The organism is Chryseolinea serpens, assembly GCF_900129725.1.
GTDB classification, from domain to species: Bacteria; Bacteroidota; Bacteroidia; order Cytophagales; family Cyclobacteriaceae; genus Chryseolinea; species Chryseolinea serpens.
Map to the genome: position 1 here is coordinate 2,460,550 of NZ_FQWQ01000001.1, position 23,392 is coordinate 2,483,941.

Consider the following 23,392-nt stretch of genomic DNA (forward strand, 5'->3'; position numbering starts at 1 on the left):
GGAGTCAGGAGAAATGCAAAAGACTTGCATTGGATTCCTGACCCTGATGATGGCTCGACCTAAATCATCTTTGTTGCGGGGGATCTTATTAAACCAGGACGCCTCCGCCGTCGACCGTTATTACCTGGCCGGTGCTGTAGGGTTGCTTCATGAGGTAGAGGTAGGTTTGGGCAATTTCTTCGGGTTCGCCTACTTTCCTGACGGGTAGCGCATTGGCGGTGGCGTTGTATAACTGTTCGCGGTCTGATGCGCTGAGCGACGACCAGAGATCGGTCTTCACTACGCCGGGTGAGACGATGTTGACGCGGGTGGGTGACAACTCCATCGCCAGGGCGCGGGTCAGTCCCTCCATGGCGCCGCAGATGCTGGCTCCCAATGACCATCCTTTTCCGGGGCGCGCGCTGGCAATGCCGCTGGTCAGGGTGATGGAGCCGCCTTCGCGTATGGAGGCGCTGCCATACTTTACGGATAAGTATGCGCCCCAATACCGGATGTCAAAATACTTGCGCGCATGTGCGGCATCTGATGCCACGATCGCGCTGATGCTGATGTTCTCCCCTGCCGTATACACGAGGTGATCAAATTTGCCGATCGTTTTAAAAAAATCCCTGATCTGATTCTCATCCGACAGATCGACCACATAGCCCTTCGCGGTAGAGGGTAGCTTCTTTACCGCAGCCTCCATTCTTGTTTGGTTGCTGGAAGCGATGACAACCTCCGCGCCTTCTGCTCCTGCAGCCATGGCGGTGGCCAGTCCTATGCCCGAGCTTCCCCCTAAGATGATGATCCTTTTTCCTTCCAGTGAAAATGTTTTGTCTTTTGTGTTCATGACTTTCTTTTTTTTACAAAGGTCTAAACACAACCTCCGGGAATATTTACCAAATGGTAAAAAGAGAAAGTCTATTTCAGATTTTTGCGGATCCGGCTTAGGGACTGTTGGGTGATGCCCAGGTAGGAGGCAACATCGCTTAGGGCAACTTTTAGCGCGATGTCGGATTGCTGGATCAAAAACAATTTGTAGCGGGTAGAAGAGTCATAACCAAGATAGGTGTTCCTGATTTTGATCTTGTCCAGCAACGCCTGTTGCGTGATCTGATCGATCAGTTTCTCGAGATAAGGAAGCTTTTTGTAGAGCGCGAGCAGGCCTGTCTTGGTAATGCTCAATACTTCCGTGGGACACGCGGCCACGATGTTTTCGTCGGCGATGGTCTCCTTAATAAAGCTTTCCAGGATGGTGCAAAACTGGTTCTGCTTCAAAAAGTAATGCGTCACCTTCACACCATTATCGTTGATGACCACGATCTTCAGAATGCCACTGCAAATAAAAAACCTTTCCCGGCAAACATGACCGGATTGAAATAAGTAATCTCCCTCTGCAAAGGTTTTGAGCTGAAAGGCGTCGGCGATGATCTTTTGATCGCTTTCGGGAATACTTATAAAGAGTTGCAAAAAGGAAATCAGCTTGTTTTCCATCCGTCCAGGTCTTGAGATTGACCGTCAAATATATAGTTATCCACAAGGGATTGCGAAAGATCAAAGATAATTCGTTTCAAAAGCCGGATAAAACAGCGCAAGTTTCGGGTTGAGGTCCTGTCGTATTATGACGCTCTTTGCTTCATCATTAGTCAACCCAAACCATGAAACGCAAAGCCGTCTTTCTTTTTTACACTGTTTTAATTTTCGATGTATACGGACAGGAAACATTCAAACCGGATTCGGTGAAGCCACAAGTATGGGCCATTCCCACAACCGACAACATCCGCCTCGACGGAAAATTGCAGGAAACCTCCTGGACGAAAGCCAAACCCGCCTCCTCGTTCACCCAGGTAGAGCCCTACCAGGAACACAAGGCCAACGACTCCACCGAAGTCAGGATCCTTTATGATGACCGCTACATCTACGTCGCTGCTTTTTGCCGCGACACACTCGGCGCCAAATCGCTAAAGGCCCCGGACCTCATGCGCGACTTCAACTGGCGGGCGCACGATACGTTTGCCATTGTCTTCGACGGATTTTGTGATCACCGGAATGGCATGTCATTCGTCACAAATCCCTACGGCGCACAAAAGGATTATCTCTCGTTTGACGACACCTATTTCGACAGTGACTGGAATGGACTTTGGCAGGTGCGCACCTCGCGAAGCGATTCGGGCTGGGTGGCGGAGTTCGCTATTCCGTGGAAGACGTTGCGTTATGCAAAAAAAGACGTTCACGAAATGGGCATCAATTTTCTCCGGCTGCGACGCGAAAGCAACGAGATCTCGGTGTGGTCGAAGTATCCAAGATCCTATGGGTTCAGCCGGATGGAGTATGCCGGTATCCTGAAAGGGATCCAGCCGCCCCCGCCAGGCACCAATCTGCAAGTCAATCCCTATGTGCTCTTCTCACGCCATGACAAAGACGGTTCGAGCACGCTCAACTATAAAATAGGTGGCGAAGCAAAGTGGGCTATCAACCCCAACACGGTGGCGGACTTCACCTTCAACACTGACTTTGCACAAGCCGACGCCGACCTGCAAGTGAACAACATCACCCGCTTCTCGGTATTCTTCCCGGAGAAACGACAATTCTTTCTCGAGAATGCTTCGCTGTTCGGACCGGGAATTTCACCAAACGATGATCTGTCGGGTGGCAACATGATCATACAACCTTTCTTCAGCCGGCGCATTGGATTGGATGCTCTTGGAAATCCGATCCCGATCGACGCCGGGGCGCGCACCGTATACCGCTCTTCGAAGCGAAGTATCGGCGCCATGGTGGTGCGGCAGCACGCATACGACACCCTACCCGTAAGCCATTTTGCCACCGTTCGCTATACGGAAAACATCGGCAAGCAGAACCGGCTCGGCGTGCTGGTGACGACAAAGTCATCGCCCGGGCACGTCAATGCGGTGACGGCGCTCGATGGTTTTTTCAGATTTAAACAAGCCCATTCCTTGAGCGTCATGGCCATGCACTCGGGCACTACAGAGAAACCCAACGGGCTTGCTGCCTATGGACGTTACTTCTATACGACAAACCGGTTCAAATTTTGGCTGAGCGAATCCGTTGTCACAAAGGACTTCAACCCTGAAGCCGGGTTTGTATCCAGGCAAGACGTTGTCACCACGGCGCCAGGTTTCTTTTGGTATTACCGGGGACAAAAGCTGCCGTACCGGAAACTCATCCGCTCGTTCGAGCCGGGTGTGGCATCCGAGTTCTACCATTCGATCACTCGCCGTGAACTGATTGAACGGTCTGTGAAAATAACCCCGGTATGGTTGACCTTGCAGACGGGAGGATATATTGGGTTTAGTGTAACGCCGTCCTACCAACACCTCTCCGACCCCTTCCAACCGTTGGGCGTCTATATTCCCGCCGGGCAATTCACCTACACCCGGTATGCCCTCTCCATGGGAAGCAATGCCTCACGAAAAGTCTCCTATATACTCCTGTACGAAAGCGGCAGCTACTTCAATGGACGATTGGACCTGACGGATATTCAGCTCAACCTTTCGCCCCTCCCCAACATCACCCTGCGGCTGCGCTATAACGACAATTACTTTCAGGAAGTCGGCGATCAATTTACGACCCAGCACGTGAGGCTGTATACTACGCAACTCCGGCTGGCGCTCAATCCACGGCTGCAGCTGGTGGGGCTCTTCCAAAAGAATACACAAACCCATACGAATGCATACAACGTGAGACTGTCGTGGGAATACAAGCCCTTGTCGTATGTGTACCTGGTCTATAACAGCAGGGCGAGCACTACCGATCCGTCCGTCCGCGAGGTCGCGCAGATTGCCAAGGTGAGTTTCCTCAAACAATTCTAGGGTCGCGCGCCCAACCCAGGCCAACCTTTTGTGCGTGTAGCCTGCCTCAATTGAAAATGAAATTGTAATTTTGGAGTCACCCGGCCGCTGGTCCGGGGAACTCCAAAATCATGCGTATGAAAAAGATCTTTACCGCTTTCTCTCTTATCGGCGCCCTCCTGCTCACCGGATGCCATTCCAACACGCTGGATCCTGAAAAAGTCGAGCAGCTTCTCCAGGAAGCGAAAGCCTATCCCAAAATAGTCGACTACAATGTCTTTTGTGGCGACGACGTCACCGTTCAAAAAGTGCAGACCAACGGCCTGGAAAAAGACGGCTATGTCACCGCCCAAGTCGACCACACCTCGGCCGACATCGGCCAACCGCTGGTGCGCTTCACAGAAAAATCGACACCCTATTTTCTGCCGACGTCCGACACCGCCAAGTCGATCAACGTGCAAAAAGTGAAGCTGGCAGACGAACGCCTCCTGGCGATCGACAAGATCACCATCAACGCGGAAGGCACCCGGGCGCTGGTGGAATACACCACCACAATGGAAAACCTGACACCTTTCGTTGTGATGTTGGATCAGGAAATGAAAACAAAACAAACGCGCGAGACCTACTTCGCGAAGACGGATGCGGGATGGGAATGGGAGAAGAAGATCATAAAAACCAATGGCAGGAAGGAGCGTGAGTAACGCCGAACTGTCAGGGCTAAAGGCCGTGTTGAGTTAGCACTTTAACCTCAGCCTAAAGGCCTGTCTGTAGTACACATTTTCTTGAAATTGATCTTCAATCCCGAAGGGATTACCTACCATAGACCCGGGTGCTCCGATGTAATCGGAGTACCCGGGGTTTAAAGAATACAAAAAAGTGCGCCAAGTGCGCGCTTTAATCAAGTGATGAACCTTCATGGCGCATCGCTCCGATGCGCCTGGATACAACGTACCCATTGCGTGCCAGATCGCTCAAAGCACGGTCTATATCTTTCCTATGGCACGCTTTTCTTAATTACCTCACAACCCCGGGTACTCCGATTTACATCGGAGCACCCGGGTCTATGGTAGGCAATCCCTCCGGGATTGGAAGTTGTGCACAGACTAGGCCTAAAGGCTGGGGTTAATTTTTATGGAATACCGTTGAGTCAGGCCATAACAGTGTCACAGCCTATTATCACCCGACTCATCTGTGCGCTGTAGTAACCCCAGCCTTTAGGCTGGGGTTAAAAGCGGAAACTCCATAGGGCTTTAGCCCTGACCCGTACGGGCGTCCTCAAGCCTCTTCCTGGAATTGATTTCATTAACCTCAGTCTTTAGATCAGATCTTAAATCCCAGCGAGAGATAAAAGCTCCTTCCATCCCCCGGCAAAATTCCAGGGCCGGGATACATGTTGATCCTTCGGCTGAAATAACGCGTGTCAGCAATGTTGTTTACTCCACCCGCGACATGAAACTGTTTCAGGAACGACCAGTTGAAAGACCAGTCGTAGAGCGTGTAGGCAGGAATCTCACCTACCAGACCGGTAGCCGAAAACGCCGTGTTGTTCGCATCATTGAATTGGTTGCTGACGTAGCTCGCTTGAACTGTGGTTGAGAATCGTTTATACAAAAATTCAAGACCTCCCCGTTCAATCCAGTCCGGCACATTTTCTACGCGCTTGCCGGCCAGCGATATGTCTGAGGCTCCGTTGTTGACCGAGCCGCTGGTGTAGCGGGCATGCGTATAGGCTAGCGAACTGAACAAGCGCAGATCCGAAACGCGCGCATTTTGTTTGGCGGGACCCCGGAGCGAAAGACTCACATACATTTCAAATCCCTTGGCCACCGAATTTCCAACATTGGTCGTGAGCAGGTAGGTGGAGTTGTCGCTGGCATGCGCCGTCACCTTGCCGATCTTGTCGCCGTAGAAAAGATAGAAGGCATTGACGTCGAAGTTGATGAAGTCGGCCAGGTGGCCGCGATAGCCGGCATCTACGTCGTAGCCCTGGCTGTCTTTCAGGTTGGGATCGATCTGGCCGATCTGGTCTGCCGGTGTGATGTTGGCATACAAGAACGGGCGGTATGCCTGAGAGATATTGCCATACAATTGTGTTCCCGTCGACACCTGGTATTGCAGCCCTGTACCAAACAGCGGGAAGGTGCGATTGCCTTTATACGCTACGGGGAACGTGGCGTTGTTGATCACGCCCGCCAGATCAGACTTTATCACTTCATAGCGGAAACCAGGGGTGATGGAAAAATTCTTCCCCAGGTAAAATACGTTCTCCACAAAGGCTGCATAGTTCAGGGTACTGAATTTCAAATCAATTCCATAGGGACCGATCAGGCTCAGATCAAAATCGCTTCCGGTCGTGCCCTTGCCTTTTTGTCTCCGCTTGGTGTGGCCATTAAAATAACGCATGCCTCCCGCCAACACGCCTTTGATCTTCCCCATTTCGTAGCGATGCAACAACCTGGCTTCGGTTGCAAAGCCGCTGTAATAATCACGGTCGACTTGTCGGGGATTATACGAACCGATCGCCGTGTTGAAGGTGTCTGCAACGTTCGCGGTATTGATAAACTGCACACTGCTCCGCTCACCCCAAACCACATGCGATGTGATCTGCAGACGCGTGGACGGGGACAGCGCATAGTTGAAAAGTATAGCGGGGACATTGATCTTGGGACGGAAATAATTTCGCGCCCGGTTCGATTGCCGGGCGTCGGCCTCAAACATCGCATCGGTCTGCCCACCGGCGATCTGTTGCCGGTAGTCCATCCGCGAGAACTGGAAGGCGATGCTTCCTTTCTCCGAAAACCGGTATCGTATGCTGGCATACATCGCCTGGTAGTTGAACGCCGAGTTCGGTCGCCAACCGTCGCCGTGGCGATTGTCGTAGTAGGCATAGTAGTTCACTTTGCCCTTTGTTCCCCCGATGGCATTGAAGGAATTGAAGAAGTTGAAAGATCCCACGGTCTGTTCGCTCTCCAGCGAAAACACTTTTGATGTATCTCCCTCTTTCATCACATAGTTCATCATCCCCCCAAACTGACTCCCGAACTGAAGCGCCGCCGAACCCCTGACGAGTTGAACCTGCTTCACACCCTGCATGGGTGCGGTGTAATGATTTTCCGGGTATCCAAACATGTCCGAGTTGGTGTTGTATCCATTTTGACGCATGTTCATTTCGATGGACCGGTGCGCATCGGTGCCGCGCGTTCCGATGTTCATTTGCGTTCCGGCGCCGTCCATATCCCAGAGGTTCACACCGGGCATGCGGGCAAAAATGGTGCGTCCTACATTCTGCGGCAGGTTGGCGTCGCCATTTCTCAGGTTGATCACATCGGTTTTTTTTCCGGCAAAGATGTTCATACCCGCCACATCGGGCAATGCATGCTGGCGGTCCGGGTAGCCCTCTACCGTCACGGGCCCGAGCAGGGTTGATTTGATCGTGTCTTTCTCTATCGTCTGCGCACTTGCCCTGATACAAAGGCATGGCCATAGAAAAAGTATAAGTAATCGTATACTCTTGTTCATATGAATTTCCTGGATAATAAATAATGGTTGCCTTCAGAATGAATCCTTTCTGAAAACAATAGATCGTTAAGCGTATCTCCTGTTAAGATTCGAAAATACTTTGTTGATGGAGAATGGAATTATCCGAGACAGGGAGGATGAAAAATAGAAGCTAACGTGCTAAAGTGATAGAGATCCGTCACCGGGATGTGCCGCAGCAAGCGGGTCCACCCGGTTTCCGTGCGCTCGTTCACGGTCGTGCTGAGCGTATAAAATTTTGCAAAGGAAACGTCGACGCCTTTTTGGGTGTTGCCGGATTTATGGTTTTGGTCGGCCATGGTTTTGGAAAGGTCCGAAAGGGCTTCCCTCACCTCCGAGGTTTTGGCATCGCGGAGACACATGATATAGAGCGTGTCCTGATACAATTTCTGTTTCACGAAGTGGTACAACTGGCCTTCCACGGTGATCTCGCCCTGGGCTTTCCGATATTCGCTATCATCTTCATTAAAGCGCGAGGCCAGGGGAATTTTGAGGAGCAGGTTACCGCTTATTTCGTTTTCGTTACCATTGATCTTTTGAACGGCCTCGTCGTAGTTTTGCTTTTCCATGAACAACAACACTTCATAATACCCGATGGTATTGAGAAGGATGAGGAGCAGGAAGAAGAAACTAAAAAGCCGCTTCATGGGTGGTTTGAGCTACGAGGTCATAATACTACGCAAAATTTGGCGATTTGCCCAAGACCATAGACAACCCGGCAAAGAAACGATACCCTCCGGTCTCCTTTCCGGAGGGCATGTTCATACGCCTGCTCACCTGAACCGGTCCGCATAGTCCAGCACAAAATCTTCGATTGTTCTCGCCGGCTTCGCCAATATATCTTGCACGGCGCGACTGACAAACTCAGCCTGTCCGTTGCGTTGGGCCTGATCATAGGCAAGAAAAGTTTCAACGGCCCAGCCCGGCATCCCGCTTTCTTTCATTTCGCGACCGGCTTCGTCCAGCGATATGGGAACGTAAGTGACGGCTTCGCCAACGACGTCGCTCAGCGCCCGGGCCACTTGATCGTAGTTCACCGCTTCGTCGCTGGTGAGCAAGTGGGTTTTGTTGTTGTGCGCCTGGGGTGCGGTCAACACTTTAAAAGCGACCTCGGCAATATCCCGGATGTCAACATAAGCCCGCTTGCCGTCGCCAGTCGATTCATAAAATTTGCGCTCCAGTTTTACGGACTCCGCCAATTCACCCAACCAATTTTGCATCATGCCATTGGCACGAAGAATCGTATAGGGCAGGCCGGACGTTTGGAGAAACGCCTCCACTTCACCATGAACCCTCGGGATATACAACGGCGACTCCTTATCGGCAACGCCCGATGAGAGCTTTACCAAGTGCCCAACCCCGAGTTTTTGCGCCGCTTCGATCACGTTGTTTTGTTGCGTCACAAAATCCTTTCCAACGCTCGACACCAAGAACACGGCACGACTTCCACGCAGGGCAGCGGCGAGACTGGCCTTATCGCTCATGTCAGCTTCCACCCACACAACGCCCGGGAAGATTACGGCCTTGTTCTTATCGCGGGTAACCGCGGTCACGGAAATTTGGGCTTGTGACAATAATTTCAGAAGTTCTTTGCCGATCCTGCCCGTAGCGCCGAATACGGTGATGTTGTTTTTGTTTTCCATTTTGCTGATTGTTTTTCCTCAAAACTATCAGCGCGGAAAAAAAGCAAATAGTATAAAACCGACACCGGCTAGGCGCGCCACTCTGGGAAGTTCACGGCTTGTTCATGGGCTTGTCGCAAAAACTGTTTTGGCGTGACACCGGCAAATTCTTTAAACTCCCGGATGTAATGCGATTGATCATAGAACAAATTGCTCAGCGCAACATCCGTAAGCGAATCAAACTTTTGGCTACGCAAGTGATTGAGGGATGACTGAAAACGGGTGATCCGGGTAAATAATTTTGGCGAGATGCCGATATCTGTTTTGAATATTCTTTCCAACGAACGCTCCGACAAATCAAGCTCGGCCTGTATTTTGGGCAAAGATGTTTCAGCACCTTGTTTGATGATCCGCTCCAAAGTCCATGCCGTCCGCTGATCTTCGCGGTGCTTATTCTGATCGATCCGATCGCACAAGAACAAAGACAGGATCTGGATTTTCTTTCCCGTGGAAGTTGCTTCCAGGAGTTGACTGGCAAGATCGTTGTTCAACAAGGTCTGGAGGTCGACATACCGGTTCGTGAGCTCGCATGCATCCGTTCCGAAAATTGCTTTGATGGCATGCGACTGAAAATAAACGCCAATATTTCGAAACGATCCCTTGGTGGTCTTGCCGGAATGCTTTGTGGTGAGGCCGTGTAAAAACAGTTGAGGCAATACATTTCCCGAATGATCTAGAAAGGCATCGGGGTTTTCTTGAAAGATGAGCCCGGGACAACCGTCGGCAACGATCCCAAACGACTTGCCCGCACCGGCATCATCGCTTTCCAAAACGCCAAAATACCGGACGTACTGCTGCAAGGCTGGGATGGGTAGAATTCGTTGGTAGTTCATGGGTCGGCAAGATAGCAAAATGCTTTTTTCTGTGCCCATCGTCTCATTTGTTTAGACGGTTTTTAAAAACTATGCCCTCCAAGGTCAATCCCTGGAGGACATCGTCTCTTATAGTTGCATCCCGTTATTTTACAATCACTCCATAGGCAAATGCGTCGCTGGCGAGCGTGGTGGCTACGCCATTCTTCCAAAGTATGGCCACCTGTTTGCCGTCATTGTCGAACTCCCAGCCCGCTATGTATACATCGCCATTGTGCACATACACCGATCTGGCGTCAGACCTGGCCACGCTGGAGAGGAAAGTACCCACTCCATTTTTCCATACCTTGGCATTGTATTGGCCATTTCTAATTTCATTTCCCACTAAGTATACGTCACCGTCCGCAACAAATATCGACGAGACGTCGGTGCCTGGCGTATTGGGGTCTATGATCTCAAGGTTCCCATTTTTCCAAAGGGCAAGAAGGAAGGTTGATCCATTATAATATTGACCGGCTACATACACATCATTCCCCGAAACAAATACGGCATGACCATACGCTCTTTGATCCAGGGGACTAAGGTTAGTAGCCACACCATTTTTCCAAACTTTCGCAACCCAACCGGTAGCGACCTCCTCCCATCCGGCCACGTATACATCATTGCCCGAAACAAAAACCGAGTGGGCAGCGCCCGACGCCGTGGTGAGCGAGGTTGCCGCTCCATTTTTCCAGACTTTTGCAATATAGCCGATACCGGCACCGTGATTTTCCTGCCCCGCAACATAAACGTCATTATTATCCGAGACATAAATAGAATTGGCATAAGCATCATCGTTGGTTTCATTGAGCTTTGGAGTAGATAGTTCTACGTCATTCTCCCTTTTCCAATACATGGCATAACTGTTCCCTATCCTTTGACTACCCGCGGCATAAAGCGTGTTGCCCGAAACAAAAACGGATGTCGCATAAGCATTGTAATCACCGTTGGTAAGATTTGTTCCCGTTCCGTTCTTCCAAACCCTGGCGTAGCCTGTGCCGAAGAACATCTGTCCCCCGACAACATAAACAGAAGGACCCGATTCCGATACGGACACGGATATGGCATATGCCTGCGTGCTGCCGTCTTCTGCCGTCACGGTGTAGGTGGCCGGTGTGCTGAAATCGTGAGCCGTCCCTGCAGCAGGATCTACGGCACTACCGGTGTGCACAATGGTGGGCTTTAATGCTGTAACGGAAACGCCGGCAGGAAGCGTGAAGAGTATATTTTGTCCACTGATGATTCCCTGTACATCGGCGGAAAGCACTGGATTATCCGTTGTAAGAAACGAAAAGGCTGTAATGGTTTTGTTGGATGACAACACCGGTGGAGTAACGGTCACAGAAATCGCATACGTTTGGCTGCTGTGATCTTTTGCCGTTACCGAGTAGTTTACCACGTTGGTAAAATCCGTCGCGATGCCCGATGCAGGACTGATCGTATTGCCGGTGTGCACAATGCTTGGCTTCAAGGCCGTTACGGAAACGCCAGCAGGGAATACGCAATGGATCTCTTTCCCCGAGATGACGCCTTGTACATCCGATGAAAGAATCGGATTGTCTGCAGCGAGGAAGGAAAAAGAGGTAATGGATTTTTCTGATGATGGCACCGGCTCATCATTTCGACAGGAAATAATAATGGATAATGCCATAGGCAATAGTAGCAATGCCATTATCACATAGCGTAGCGAAGTTTTCATTTTTTTGGGGTTAAGTGACCAGTGCCAGGTCTTGAGTGCAGACTTGCCTCCTCGCTGGTGAAACAAAGATCACGTTATCACATTTCGCCCACCATCCTGTAAAAACAGGAGTTTTTTGAAAAATGACGAAATCATGGAAAAAGAGGAGAAGAACCCTGAAGGTTACAAGTTTATTTGTATAAGTTTATCTCTATAACCAGGGATCGAATGAATTCTCGTTTTATAGCAATCATAACATTTTGTGTCTTCATTCTATCCGAAGGATCTGCACAACAGCATGTATTAGACAGTTTGAAAACCGAAATTGACAAGCGCCAACAGCGGGACAGTTTCAGGGTAAAGGCAATTTTGGAGTACGTAGTAGAAGCACTGAACAACAATACGTCCGATTTTTTACCGTACATGAACGAGGTTATCTCGATCAGTAAAAAAACGAATTACAAGAGAGGACTTCAAAAAGGATTTATGATCGGTCAAATCTATTTTAGTGACCGGGGGGATTATGAAAAAGCCTTTTTGTATGCAGATTCCGCTTTTTCCGCTCTGAAAAATGACACATCACTAAAAGCCAGGCAGAGTACAGGTCATTTATACAATAACATTGCAGGCGATTATTTTAAGTTGGGGGACTACGAAAAAGCAATTGACAACTTTACCCTATCCGCGCGGATTTTTGAACCCATGGATCATCCCTTTTTAGCGACGGTCTATTCCAACCTTGCAGAGATCTACGAGAAAATTCATGACGCATCAAAAGCTATTGAATACGATAAGAAGGCCATTGCTATTGCTGAAAAAAGTCAGAATGACCGGTCGCTGGCCGCAAGGCTGTTAAACTATTCCATGAGACTAATAAACCAAAAAGCGTTTACACAGGCTGCTCCGGTGCTAAAGAGAGCAGAACCTATTATTATGAAGCTGGAAAACACAAGTTATCTGCAACAATTCTATTATACCGGCGCATACCTGGATGAAAACAACAAAGATTACCACAAAGCTGTAGCGCATTATAAAAAAGCGTTGGGGTATGCAACGCTGAATGAAGATGTCTATCAGAAAACCAATATACTCGAGGCGTTGTCCGATTGCCTGATCAGGATGAACAGAATGAAAGAGGCAAAATCGTATTTAGACACACTTCTTTTATTGTCAAATGGCCATGATTTAAAAGCGGCCAGACGCAATGCTTATGTCAACCTGGTGAAATGGCATGAACAAAATGGAGACTATAAAAATGCCAACCTCTACCTGCAAAAAACACTGGCACTGAACGACAGTCTGTTTTCGGAGGAAAGCAAAGAGAAGATTGCGGGACTGGAAGTGCGGTATAATGTCGAGAAAAAAGAACAAGAGATCAATGGATTAAAGGCGGAAGCGAATATTCAATCCTTAACGATCCGTCAAAAAAATACCCTTAATTATATTTTAATTGGTGGTGCCATCACGTTGTTGATCATCTCCTCACTTTCCTACCGGTCCTACAAACAAAAACAGAAGCTCCAGCAACAACGCATCACAGAACTGGAAACTGAAAAGCAGTTATCCGCCATCGAAGCTGTGTTAAAAGGCGAAGAACAAGAGCGTACCCGCCTCGCGAAAGATCTGCACGATGGATTAGGGGGAATGCTGTCCGGAATAAAATACGCCTTTAGTGCCATGAAGGGAAATCTGATCATGACGCCTGAAAACCATCAGGCCTTTGAGCGCAGTATGGATATGCTCGACAGTTCTATCCTGGAAATGCGAAGGGTGGCCCATAACATGATGCCCGAGGCATTGGTGAAGTTTGGGTTGGATACCGCACTAAAAGATTACTGCCATGACATTAATCAAAGTGGTGCGCTACACGTCAGCTATCAGTCCATTGGCCTTGCAAATGGAAATCCCGCTCAAACCGTAGCCATCACCATCTATCGGATCGTCCAGGAATTGATTACGAATACATTAAAGCATGCTGGCGCTAAAACGGCGATTATTCAAGTCACTGAAACCGAAGGAATCCTTTCTGTAACCGTTGAAGATGATGGCAAGGGATTCGATGCCCGAATCTTGGAGCGATCAAAAGGCATGGGTTGGACAAGCATTCAACATCGTGTAGATTTTCTAAAGGGTAAACTGGACATTCACTCCGCCCCTGATAAGGGAACTTCGGTTTATATCGAATTTAATGTTTAGATGGCCATAAAGATCTTTCTCACCGACGACCATTACATGATTATTGCCGGGGGCCGCAATGACGGAGGTCGGAAGAATTCGTTGGTAGTTCATTGACCGGCAAGATGACAAATGCTTTTTCTTACCCATCTGTTCAGACTCCCTTTAAAAACAATGCTCTCCAGGTTCATCCCTGAAGAGCAAAGTCATATATACACCCGTGCAAAACTCAAAGCGAACGCAGTCCCCCATCCAACAACAACTCGGCGCCGATCATGTAGGCAGCTTCGTCGGATGCCAGGTAGAGGGCGGCGGCCGCGATCTCTTCGGCTTTGCCTACTCTTTTTAGCGGCGTAAACTCGCCCATGGCTTTTTTCATGGCCTCGGCTTCTTCTTTGGAGGAAGTCACCGTATCAAACACCCTGGTGTCGATGGGGCCTGGTGTGAGCGCATTGACCCGAATGCCGCGCCCGATCAACTCAACGGCAAAGCTTCTGGCCAGGGAACGAATGGCAGCTTTCGTCGCGGCGTAAGAAGCGTGGTTAGGAATGCCCTTCTCGTTGACCACCGAAGAAAGCAACACCACGGAGGCGCCCGCATTTAAATGGGGCAACGCTTTTTGCACCGTAAAGAACGTGCCTTTGAAGTTGACATCGCTTTGCTTGTCGAACATCGCCTCCGTAAAATCCGTCAGGGGCGCCAACACATATACGGCGGCGTTGGCGATCAGCACATCGATCTTGCCATATTTTTCGTGCACCGTCTTATACAACCGATCCAGGTCGGCCAGGTTAGCAGAATCACTTTGAACACCGATAACGCCCCTTCCGATTTCGTCAACGGCTTTGTTGAGGTTGGCCAAGTCGCGTCCCGTGATCACGACCTGGGCACCTTCTGCTGCAAATAATTTGGCCGTGGCCAATCCAATACCGGCACTGCCGCCCGTGATGACGGCAACCTTGTTTTTCATTTTTTGTGACATACGTTTTGCTTTGATTTAAATTACCCTGCAAAGCTGGCGGATCAGCATAGGGTTAAAAAATGAACCAGTTCATAAAAAGGCGTTGAACTAGTTCAACTTTTTCTTGGTTCATAAAAAATGACATCCCAACCATTCGATTTCCTGCGGGCCAACTTCGAAAAGCGATTGGCACTCACCCCTGCCGAGAGCGACACCCTGAACGCTGAATTCAAACTTCGTAAGCTCCGGAAAAAACAGGCAATCATTCAACCCGGGTTTATTGCCCAACACCGGAACTTCGTCGCAGCAGGTGCGCTGCGCGCGTATGTGATCGATCACAAAGGCCTCGATCACACCATTCAATTCGCTATCGAGGACTGGTGGATCACCGACTACAACAGCTATGTCAACCAGCAGCCGGCGACCATGTTTGTAGAAGCGTTGGAGGACAGCACGATCCTGCAAATTGACTACCACCGCGAACAGGCCTTAAAAAAATCAGATCACAAATTCGAGACACTTTTCCGGATGATGGCCGAGAAGGCTGCGGCGTTTCAGCAACGCCGGGTCATCTCTTCCCTTACCTACAGTGCAGAGGAACGTTATCGCGAGTTTTTGGAGATGTACCCTTCCGTCGTACAGCGCTTACCGCAATACGCCCTGGCTTCCTACCTGGGCATGACGACCGAGTTCCTTTCCAAGATCCGGAACAACCGGGTCAAGAAGAAAAAACTGGCGGACTCCTGACCGCTCACCAACAATTTGCTAATTGATCTGCCTTGATGAGATGTTATACTAGGCGTGCTTCGATGTTTTTTGCTGCTCCATCTCCGCCTGCCTTTTTATTCTCTTCCGGTGCATCGTTCCCCAAGCGGTCAGCGCCTTCAGCACATCCCGCAGCGAGTCTGCATAACCAGTAGCCTCATATTCAACGACCACCGGGAATGTTTCGGCATGAACGTTCCGGGTAACAAAGCCATTCATTTCCAAATCCTTTAACTCGCTTGACAATACCCGCGCAGAAATTCCCTCTACCGTGCGTTGTAGCTCGTTGAATCGCTTCGGTCCCTCCGACAGCGCAATGATAATACGCAGCTTCCACTTCCCTCCAATGACATAAAATGCATCTCCGACCGCATTCAAACTGGTGACACAATCCGGTCGGGAGAGACGCTTTGAATTTTTTATTTCGGGCATAGGCTCTTTCTTTATGCTTACCAAAAGGTTACTACTATCCTTTTGTATACTAGTAACAAACCAATAGCAAAGGTAACTAGTTTTGCATCAACAAAGCGCTAAAAAAAACCGACTGTCATGACGTCGAAAGAAAATCGATTGTACACCCTTCGAAAGAGCAGCACTATGAACTGACCCTTCCGCCCAAGATATATCCGGGATGGTTGTTTCACCTGCATTTCGAAACAAAAATCTATGGATACACCATGAAAAAAATATTGCACATCATCTCCAGTCCCCGCGGCGCCGAATCGAACAGCACGCACTTGGGAAATACCATTATTGAAAAAATAAAAAAGCAATACCCGCTGAGCACGGTAACGGTCAACGACGTCGTGGAGAAGCACTACGAACCGCTACAGTCCATACACGTGACGGCATACCGGCTTCCGGAAGACAATCATACCCCGGAGCACAAACAAGCCCTTCGCGATTCCAACACCGCGGTGAATGATCTTTTTGACGCGGATATCATCGTCGTCAGTGTTCCGCTTTACAACTTTGCCATTCCCGCAGCACTGAAAGGCTGGATCGATCATATCGTCCGTCCCGGCAAAACGTTCAGCTACCACACCGGAAAACCGGAGGGGCTCTTGAAAGGAAAGAAGGTCTATCTCGCCATTGCATCCAATGGTGTTTATACAGACGGGCCGATGAAATCCATGGATTATGCAGAACCCTATCTCAAATTCATTCTCGGCTTTATCGGCCTCACCGACATCACCACCCATCGCATTGAAGGCGCGGGTATTCCGGGTGTGATGGAGACGGCTGTACAAAAAGGACTGGAAAGCGTGTTGGTTTGAGGTGTTTTCTTGTCGTTAAAATTCACTCGCCCTTGCTGAAATAATTTCAACGAGGGCGAGTGTTTTCTTATTGAGGACAGGAATGCCTGAGCTTACTTCCGGGGTATGGTGAGCAAACCAATCGAAGACAAAACAAAAATCCCGCCGCCTACCGACATCACGATGCCGTTTCGCGAAGCCGCCCATCCCAACGCGAAAATGCCAAGCCCGACAACGGCCGAGGCAATCACAATGACCGTGACCCCGAACACATTCTGGCGACGCGCCTCGGCATGATGGGCTCCCGATGGCTTCGCGACATTCGATTGTTCACGCTCCAGGATCAGCGCCCTTTCCGATACCATGGCCTTTGAAGCATAGTACCATTCAAAGCACGCCAGCATCAGCAAGGGCAGGCCTACACCCAACAAGGTCTCGATCGTTCGATTGAATTTCAGGCCGATGAGCGATGGGGCGATCACTTTAAAGAAAAGATTGATCAGCAAGGCGACGATGGTAGTGGTGATGACGGAGAATGCAGTCTGCCGTTTCGAATACAACGACCAGATGATCGGCGCAAAAAGTGCGCCGCCCGCGATGGCTGCAATGCTCAACACCACTTCAACGATGCCACCCGCCAGCGGCACCAGCATGGCCACGCCGATCGTGCCCACCCCAAACAACAGCGTAAAGAGTCGCGCCACCAGGATCTGTTCTTTCTCTGACGCCAGGGGACGGAAGACACTGCGATAGACATCCTGCGCAAAAACGGTAGCCGCCAGGTTGATCGTCGTGTTCGCCTTGCTGGACGTGGCCGAGATCATCCCCGACAACACCAAGCCGATCAGTCCCGCTGGCAGCACGCGCTGGCACAACATCATGTAGGCGCCTTCGGGGTCGAGTCCCTGCAGGTCTGGGTGGATCACCCGGTAGATCATCGGAGGCAACATCCAGATCAGGGGACTGACGAGGTATAAGCCCGCAAACAAGTAAGCCACTTTCTTTGCATTCCGCTCGTCGGATACGCTGGTGTAGCGTTGAACATACGACCAGTTGCCGCCGATGTAAACGGTTTGATAGCCGATGAAAGCCAGCATGAAGCCCGCCGTATAGTCGCTGGTGAAGGGTTCGAAGAAATGTTCCGGGGCCTTGGCAAAGAGATTGCTCACGCCGCCGATCTCACCGAAGGCCGCGGGGATCACGATCAGCACGGCGGCCATCAGGATCACAAACTGCACGACGTCCGTCACCAGCACGGCCCATAGCCCGCCCGCAGCGGTGTAGAGCACAATGACCAACCCAATCCCGATGATGCAGGCATTGAGCGAGAAGGGCGTGGCCACATAGACCATCTTTCCCACGGGATAGAGCACGGCGCTGGTATTGACCAGGCTCAGGATGAGGATGAGGTACGTGTAGAATTGTTGCGCCCGGGTGCCGAATCGTTTGCCGATATATTCCGCCGACGTGCGCGTGCCGGTGCGTTTCCATTTGGCCGCGATAAAGATGGCCACCAGGAAACCGCTGACCGCCATGGTAAGCTGAATGACGTTGGCCACGGCACCATGTTTATAAGCAATGGAACCCCACACCACGAAGGTGCCGGCCGAAAAATAACTGATGAACAACGAGAGGCCGTTGATCCACCACGGCGTCTCACCGCCCGCCTCAAAGAAGGCTTGCCCGCTCTTGCTCCCCATGCGGGTGAACGTCAACCCGATGGCAAAGATCAGCAGGGCAAACACTATCATGACGACAAAATCGAGTTGTTCCATGGCGCGGGGCGTCGTTGTTATGGGATGTAAAACTAAGTTAGGATGGGCGTTGGCTCAAAGGTCTACGGCATATACTTTTATACCATAGCGCGGCACCGTGATGTCGACGGCAACGCCGGGGCTCAACGTTTTGTTTTCGGTCAGCTCCGTGATGGCCTTGGCGCGCGCGCCGGGCTTGATCCTGGACAGATCAATGCGCAGCGTTTGCTGGTGGGGCTCGTTGCGGTCGTTGAGGATCACGGCATACACGCGTTGCTTCGAAACCGATTGGGCCATGATGCATTCCAGGTTGGGATCGTCCAGTTGGAAAAGGCCTTCGCGCAGGATGAGGTTGACCGGGTCGTTATAGATCTTGCCGGGAGCAAAACCGTAGCTCTGGTGCGGGCCGACTTTTGGCGTCACAAAGCCGCGGGGAAAGATCACGTTGTCGTTGGAGCGCAGCTGCGCTTCGGCCATGAGGTAGTCGGTGATCCAGCCGATCTGCCACCAGGCGTGATGCGGATACGGTCCCGAACCTTTGTTCATCGCGCGCCAGTAATACGACGCCACACTCGTGGCCGAGTCCACAAAGGCATCGCGGCCGAGGGCGCCGGCGCGCGCCATGTCGATGAGCAGCGAGTCGCCCGTCAGTTTAAAAATACGGACGAACAGGCCGGCATGGCTCGCCAACTGAATGGGTCCGTTGCGTTGGGCCGAACCCATAATGCCGCCGTGCTCGAAACCGAGTCCCGCCTGCGTGATCTCCCAATCCTGCCGCTTCTGGCCGTTCACCAATTTTTCTTGCTGGGTTGGGATGGGGTGCGTGTAGATCGAAGTGGTGTAGATTCGCGCCGTAGCGATGGCGGCGTCCTGGTAAACTTGTTTTTTGGTAATGTCATACAAGTCCAGCAACGCTTGCGCGGTTTGGGCCGTAGCAAAATCGGGAGCGTAACGCGCATCACCACAAACACCGAGGAACTGTCCTTTGTCGACGCCGTTCTTTACGAGCCAGTCCGCACCTTTCTCTGCCGCCTGGAGATATTTTTCGTCTTTCAGGATCCGGTATGCAACGATCAGTCCATAGAAAGTGGGACGGAGATCTTTGATGTCGGTGAACAATGGCTTTTGGGTTTGTTGGTCGTAGGCCACTTCCCAGCTGCCGTCTTCCTTCTGCCATTTCAGCAACAGGTCTGCACCCAGGCGAAGCCGTTCAAGCAACGCTTTGTTGTCGGGTTCGAAGAGCAGGATATTTCCCACGTCGAGCATCGTGTAGTAGGTGAGGCTCACGGGTTCAACAAATTCTCCCCACTCCTCCACAAACATTTTGCGCTTCGCCAGGTAGTACTGCCCGATGGCAGCGCCTTGAAAAAATCCGGGTTTCGTTTGTTGCTGCACCAGTTTGAAGTTCAGCGCATAGGGCAACACATTTTTCTTCAGCAACGGATCGCCGGTGGCGTGTGCCAGCATCCACATGGCGCCGTAGTCAGAATTCTTCATGGCGTCCTTCTGCGAGCCGACCACACCGCCCAGGTAGGATTGTCCTCCAATCTTTAGTCCTTGGTAGGATTCAATATTCCAAAGCGATGTTTTGGGATCGATGAGGTAATGATGCATAGCCTCGATCCGGCTGGTCAATGATTGCCGGTTTGTGCGCAACGCCAGCGTTTTTTTGAATTGATAGATGTCGTTGGCGGCATGGTTCACATTTTTATACCAGTTCCCGTTTTGAATGCTGTAGCGGAACTCAAATGCGATCGTGTCGCCGGCCTTTAACAACGATGGCTTTTCACCCAACACCGGGAAATACAACGACGGCGCCAGGGCCGCATCGCGGTTCTTGTGCGAAATTCCAATGTGCCATTCCTCGTGGGTGTTGTGGTCTTCCTCCCAGGGATCACGACCCAATCCCGGTGCGGGAATCACCGCCAGCGATACCTGTTCTTTTGTATCGACAATAGCCGCCATCGTGCTGACACAACGCTCGCGGTAGATCACTGGAAGCTCAGGGACGCCCTGCCCGTAAGCATACGCCAAAACAAAATCTTTCTGGATCGCGTCGCCTTGAAAATAGCCGGGCACCGTGGCCCAGGCCATATCTTTTTCGTCGACCGTTACCAGCGTGGGTGAGCTTAGCGAATAGTAGCCGGCCTTTTTTACTACGGCCGTTTGCTTTACTACGATGTCGGTGGGATATTTTTCGTCCAACTTCCATTCGGCGGTTACCGTGGCTTGGTCATTGTCGGAGGTAAAAGTGATTACGTTGCCCGCTGTCTTTGCTTCTTGAGGGAAAAAAGCAATGGCTTTCCCCGCGGTGTTCAGCGACACCGGTTCGGTGGCCGCTTCCCAAATGTCCTGTTGATAGTGATATACTTTTTCGGGAAACTGAACGCCGGTGTTGGCCTTAAAGATCGTGGCCGTGCTGTCGGGCTTGCCTTCGCTGAACAGCAACGTGTACTGGCCCGAGGGAACGCCGACGTTCTTCCACGCCCCTCCTGCCTGCAACTGCAGATCTTTCACTTTCCATCCCTCGCCGCTTTTCTCCCAGCTAAGTTTCAGTTCCGCGTTGGCCAATTGTACATCTTCCTTCCGGCAACCAGCCCAAACCAGCGCCAGCGCTATCGCAAAAACAAATCGTTTCATCATTTCTTTCTCAATTTTCATAGCACAATACTTCAAATACCGCCGCAGGAACTTGTGCCGACGGATGTTCCACTTCCAGGGTCAATCGTTTTGTCTGCAAGGGCTCGTGCAACCGGATGGTGTTCATCGTCTGGTAATTTCCAGTCTTTTGATAGACCACCTTGCCCTGGTCGTCGCGCAGCACATAGTTGCGCACGCAGAAGGGTATGACATTTTCAGGGTGTCCCATGAGCACCGATTCCATGGGATGATCAAAGTCGGTATCGAACTTCAGCACAATGGTACGAATGGTTTTCGGTTCGCTCCAGGAGATTTGCAGCGCTGGTTTAGGATCGGCATATGCGGCCACCCATGCATTGGGACGGTCTGTGGGCCGCGCCACGCCGTTCCGGATATTGTCCACCCCAAAATCCTCCAGCGGTGTGCTCATCTTGATGGCCAGATTTTCTCCCTGCGGCCGGCGCTGCGGGCACCAGAATTCAAAGGCGTCGATACCAATGTCGTCGGGTGGTGTTTGTTTGCCATAGTTGGATACGGCTTCGTTTATGTGATTGAACACCGACAGCACGCCCGTGATCCGCCTGGGCGAAAAGTGCAGCTTTATCGCGGGATTTTTTCGGAACACAATGAACACGTATTGAGCGGCAGCAAGTTTTGTCTTAAAGGCCAGCTTCACGCAGTTCCTTCCCTCCGCGAGATCGATGGTTTTTTGTTCGAGCAACACATCGGGGGTGAAACTTCCGATCTTGCCACTGGTGCGCAGCTCCACCTGCATCGCCGTTACCTCGGTCGCTTGGGCGTGCACCGTGAAGATGGGAAGTTCGCCATGGGCAGCGGGCAGCATCTGCGCCACCGCTGGGTCCAGTGTTTTTAATAAACTATCTTCGGGCAATTCGTTCAAGCGAAGTTCACTGGACGCAGACAAGGATGCCTCGAGCACAAGATCTTTTTTGTCATCCAACACAAATCCGGGAATGTATTGTCCGGAGCGGATCAGTCGTTGCTGGAGGGCCTTCATGCGTTGTGTTTCGCCCAAGGCCGCCGGCAACACACCGAGCTCGCGGCAGAGCACAGCCGCCATGCCCACCGACTGTCCGCCATAGGCGCTCGTGCCCATGACACGCGCAGAGCCGAACGCTACGTGACTTACACTGATAATCCTTCCTGCGAAGAACAGGTTCGGAACATTCTTACTATAAAAACTGCGATAGGGAATGTGATAAATGCCCTTGCCATGCCACTGGTTACAGCCCGGCTTTTCGCTGAACACGCCATCGGCCGGGTGCAGGTCGATGGACCATCCGCCGTAGGCAACGGCGTCGCTATACTCACGTTGCTCAACAATGTCCTGTTGGCGCAACATGTAGTCGCCCTCAAAGCGGCGGCTTTCGCGCTTGCCCGGGATGGTGCCCACCCATTCCAACGTCAGGTTCTTCGCCTCGGGAAATTCGCCAGAGTTCTTAATGTGATTCCACACCCCATAGACCACGCGCCACAATTCCCATTTGATGGCTTCTGTTTCATGTACGGTATCCAGTCTTCCGCCGTATTCGATCCACCATAGATTACATCCGTATTCTTTTGTATTGAACTTCCGGTAGCGGGGAATGGCCGTGATGTCTTTCAGGGCATACGAGGGTGGCACGAAGTTCACAGGCTTGCCGGTGTCCTTGCTGTAGAAATAGAGGGAATGTCCAAGCAGTTCACCGTAGTCTTTGGTGGGTGCGAATTTCTCGCCCAGCTCGTCCCGCGATTCAGCGCCCATCCGAAAGGCGGCGCCGGATAAAAATCCCAGCACGCCGTCGCCGGAGGCATCACAAAATAAAGGCGCTTTCAAGACATACTCCACCGAGTTCTGGCTGCAAAAAGCCTTCACACTCGCGATGGTATCGTCCGACCGCTTCTCTACTTCGAATGCGGCCGTGTTCAACAACAGCGTGATGTTCGGTTCACTCACGACTTTATCCAGCACCACCGTATCAAAAATGACGGCGTTGCCCTCGGGATTCCGGTAAAGATTTTCCACCAGGATCTCATCGATCACACCCCCTTCGCGGGACCAGCGATTGTTATTCCCCATGTGCGACGTGGCACCCAGAACCCACAGACGCACCTCGCTGGAAGCATTACCACCCAACACCGGTCTGTCTTGTACCAACGTCACTTTTATTCCTTCGCGAGCAGCCGTGATGGCACAGCAGGTGCCGGCCAGTCCGCCACCCACTACCACCAGGTCGGACGCGATTATTTTTTGCTGAAACGATCTGGACTTCATTTGCTCTTCAATGATCATATTGTATGG

Annotated in this window: 17 protein-coding genes; 5 read left to right on the top strand and 12 right to left on the bottom strand. The window is 51.1% G+C overall.

Going from position 1 to position 23,392, the window contains the following annotated elements; all coding sequences use genetic code 11:
• Positions 1-88: 88 nt before the first annotated feature.
• On the bottom strand, positions 89-829 hold the full coding sequence (locus tag BUB30_RS09775; RefSeq protein ID WP_073133175.1) for an SDR family oxidoreductase: 741 nt from the start codon (positions 827-829) through the stop codon (positions 89-91).
• Positions 830-900: 71 nt separating this feature from the next.
• Positions 901-1,473, bottom strand: coding sequence for a Crp/Fnr family transcriptional regulator (locus tag BUB30_RS09780; RefSeq protein ID WP_073133177.1), 573 nt, complete (start codon positions 1,471-1,473; stop codon positions 901-903).
• A gap of 164 nt (positions 1,474-1,637) precedes the next feature.
• On the opposite strand from BUB30_RS09780, the gene BUB30_RS09785 reads away from it, so the two are divergent.
• Both BUB30_RS09785 and BUB30_RS09790 read left to right on the top strand, forming a co-directional pair.
• Positions 1,638-3,812 (top strand): carbohydrate binding family 9 domain-containing protein, encoded by a 2,175-nt coding sequence (locus BUB30_RS09785; RefSeq protein WP_073133179.1) that lies wholly within the window; start codon positions 1,638-1,640, stop codon positions 3,810-3,812.
• Between the two features lie 116 nt (positions 3,813-3,928).
• On the top strand, positions 3,929-4,492 hold the full coding sequence (locus BUB30_RS09790; protein WP_073133181.1) for a hypothetical protein: 564 nt from the start codon (positions 3,929-3,931) through the stop codon (positions 4,490-4,492).
• Positions 4,493-5,111: 619 nt separating this feature from the next.
• On the opposite strand, the gene BUB30_RS09795 is transcribed toward BUB30_RS09790, so the two are convergent.
• The 5 genes from BUB30_RS09795 to BUB30_RS09815 form a co-directional block, all read right to left on the bottom strand.
• Positions 5,112-7,310, bottom strand: a complete 2,199-nt coding sequence (locus tag BUB30_RS09795; RefSeq protein WP_073133183.1) for a TonB-dependent receptor family protein — start codon at positions 7,308-7,310, stop codon at positions 5,112-5,114.
• Between the two features lie 119 nt (positions 7,311-7,429).
• Entirely contained in the window at positions 7,430-7,975 is a 546-nt protein-coding gene (locus BUB30_RS09800) for a hypothetical protein (RefSeq protein ID WP_073133185.1), read from the bottom strand.
• Between the two features lie 126 nt (positions 7,976-8,101).
• Positions 8,102-8,971, bottom strand: a complete 870-nt coding sequence (locus BUB30_RS09805; protein WP_073133187.1) for an SDR family oxidoreductase — start codon at positions 8,969-8,971, stop codon at positions 8,102-8,104.
• 68 nt (positions 8,972-9,039) lie between these two features.
• Positions 9,040-9,843, bottom strand: a complete 804-nt coding sequence (locus tag BUB30_RS09810) for a helix-turn-helix domain-containing protein (RefSeq protein ID WP_073135025.1) — start codon at positions 9,841-9,843, stop codon at positions 9,040-9,042.
• A gap of 124 nt (positions 9,844-9,967) precedes the next feature.
• Positions 9,968-11,560: a hypothetical protein gene (locus BUB30_RS09815; protein WP_143164842.1), complete on the bottom strand. Its 1,593-nt coding sequence runs from the start codon at positions 11,558-11,560 to the stop codon at positions 9,968-9,970.
• 291 nt (positions 11,561-11,851) lie between these two features.
• Here BUB30_RS09815 and BUB30_RS09820 point away from each other — a divergent pair, with 291 nt between their 5' ends.
• Entirely contained in the window at positions 11,852-13,735 is a 1,884-nt protein-coding gene (locus tag BUB30_RS09820) for a tetratricopeptide repeat-containing sensor histidine kinase (RefSeq protein WP_178377067.1), read from the top strand.
• 208 nt (positions 13,736-13,943) lie between these two features.
• Here BUB30_RS09820 and BUB30_RS09825 read toward each other — a convergent pair whose 3' ends face one another.
• Positions 13,944-14,684: an SDR family oxidoreductase gene (locus BUB30_RS09825; protein WP_245804057.1), complete on the bottom strand. Its 741-nt coding sequence runs from the start codon at positions 14,682-14,684 to the stop codon at positions 13,944-13,946.
• Between the two features lie 129 nt (positions 14,685-14,813).
• On the opposite strand from BUB30_RS09825, the gene BUB30_RS09830 reads away from it, so the two are divergent.
• Positions 14,814-15,422, top strand: a complete 609-nt coding sequence (locus tag BUB30_RS09830; RefSeq protein WP_073133194.1) for a Crp/Fnr family transcriptional regulator — start codon at positions 14,814-14,816, stop codon at positions 15,420-15,422.
• Between the two features lie 48 nt (positions 15,423-15,470).
• On the opposite strand, the gene BUB30_RS09835 is transcribed toward BUB30_RS09830, so the two are convergent.
• The gene (locus tag BUB30_RS09835) at positions 15,471-15,872 is read right to left on the bottom strand and encodes a winged helix-turn-helix transcriptional regulator (protein WP_073133196.1); all 402 of its coding nucleotides are present in this window, start codon (positions 15,870-15,872) and stop codon (positions 15,471-15,473) included.
• Positions 15,873-16,117: 245 nt separating this feature from the next.
• On the opposite strand from BUB30_RS09835, the gene BUB30_RS09840 reads away from it, so the two are divergent.
• On the top strand, positions 16,118-16,717 hold the full coding sequence (locus tag BUB30_RS09840) for an FMN-dependent NADH-azoreductase (RefSeq protein ID WP_073135026.1): 600 nt from the start codon (positions 16,118-16,120) through the stop codon (positions 16,715-16,717).
• Between the two features lie 92 nt (positions 16,718-16,809).
• Here the strand turns inward: BUB30_RS09840 and BUB30_RS09845 are convergent, their stop codons facing one another.
• Genes BUB30_RS09845 through BUB30_RS09855 form a run of 3 tightly spaced genes read right to left on the bottom strand, consistent with a single transcriptional unit; the run spans position 16,810 to position 23,383 of the window.
• Positions 16,810-18,471, bottom strand: a complete 1,662-nt coding sequence (locus tag BUB30_RS09845) for a sodium:solute symporter family protein (protein ID WP_073133198.1) — start codon at positions 18,469-18,471, stop codon at positions 16,810-16,812.
• Positions 18,472-18,525: 54 nt separating this feature from the next.
• On the bottom strand, positions 18,526-21,111 hold the full coding sequence (locus BUB30_RS09850; RefSeq protein WP_221408686.1) for a glycoside hydrolase family protein: 2,586 nt from the start codon (positions 21,109-21,111) through the stop codon (positions 18,526-18,528).
• Positions 21,101-23,383 (bottom strand): FAD-dependent oxidoreductase, encoded by a 2,283-nt coding sequence (locus tag BUB30_RS09855; protein ID WP_073133200.1) that lies wholly within the window; start codon positions 23,381-23,383, stop codon positions 21,101-21,103. Before BUB30_RS09855 ends, BUB30_RS09850 begins: the two co-directional genes overlap by 11 nt.
• Positions 23,384-23,392: the final 9 nt, after the last annotated feature.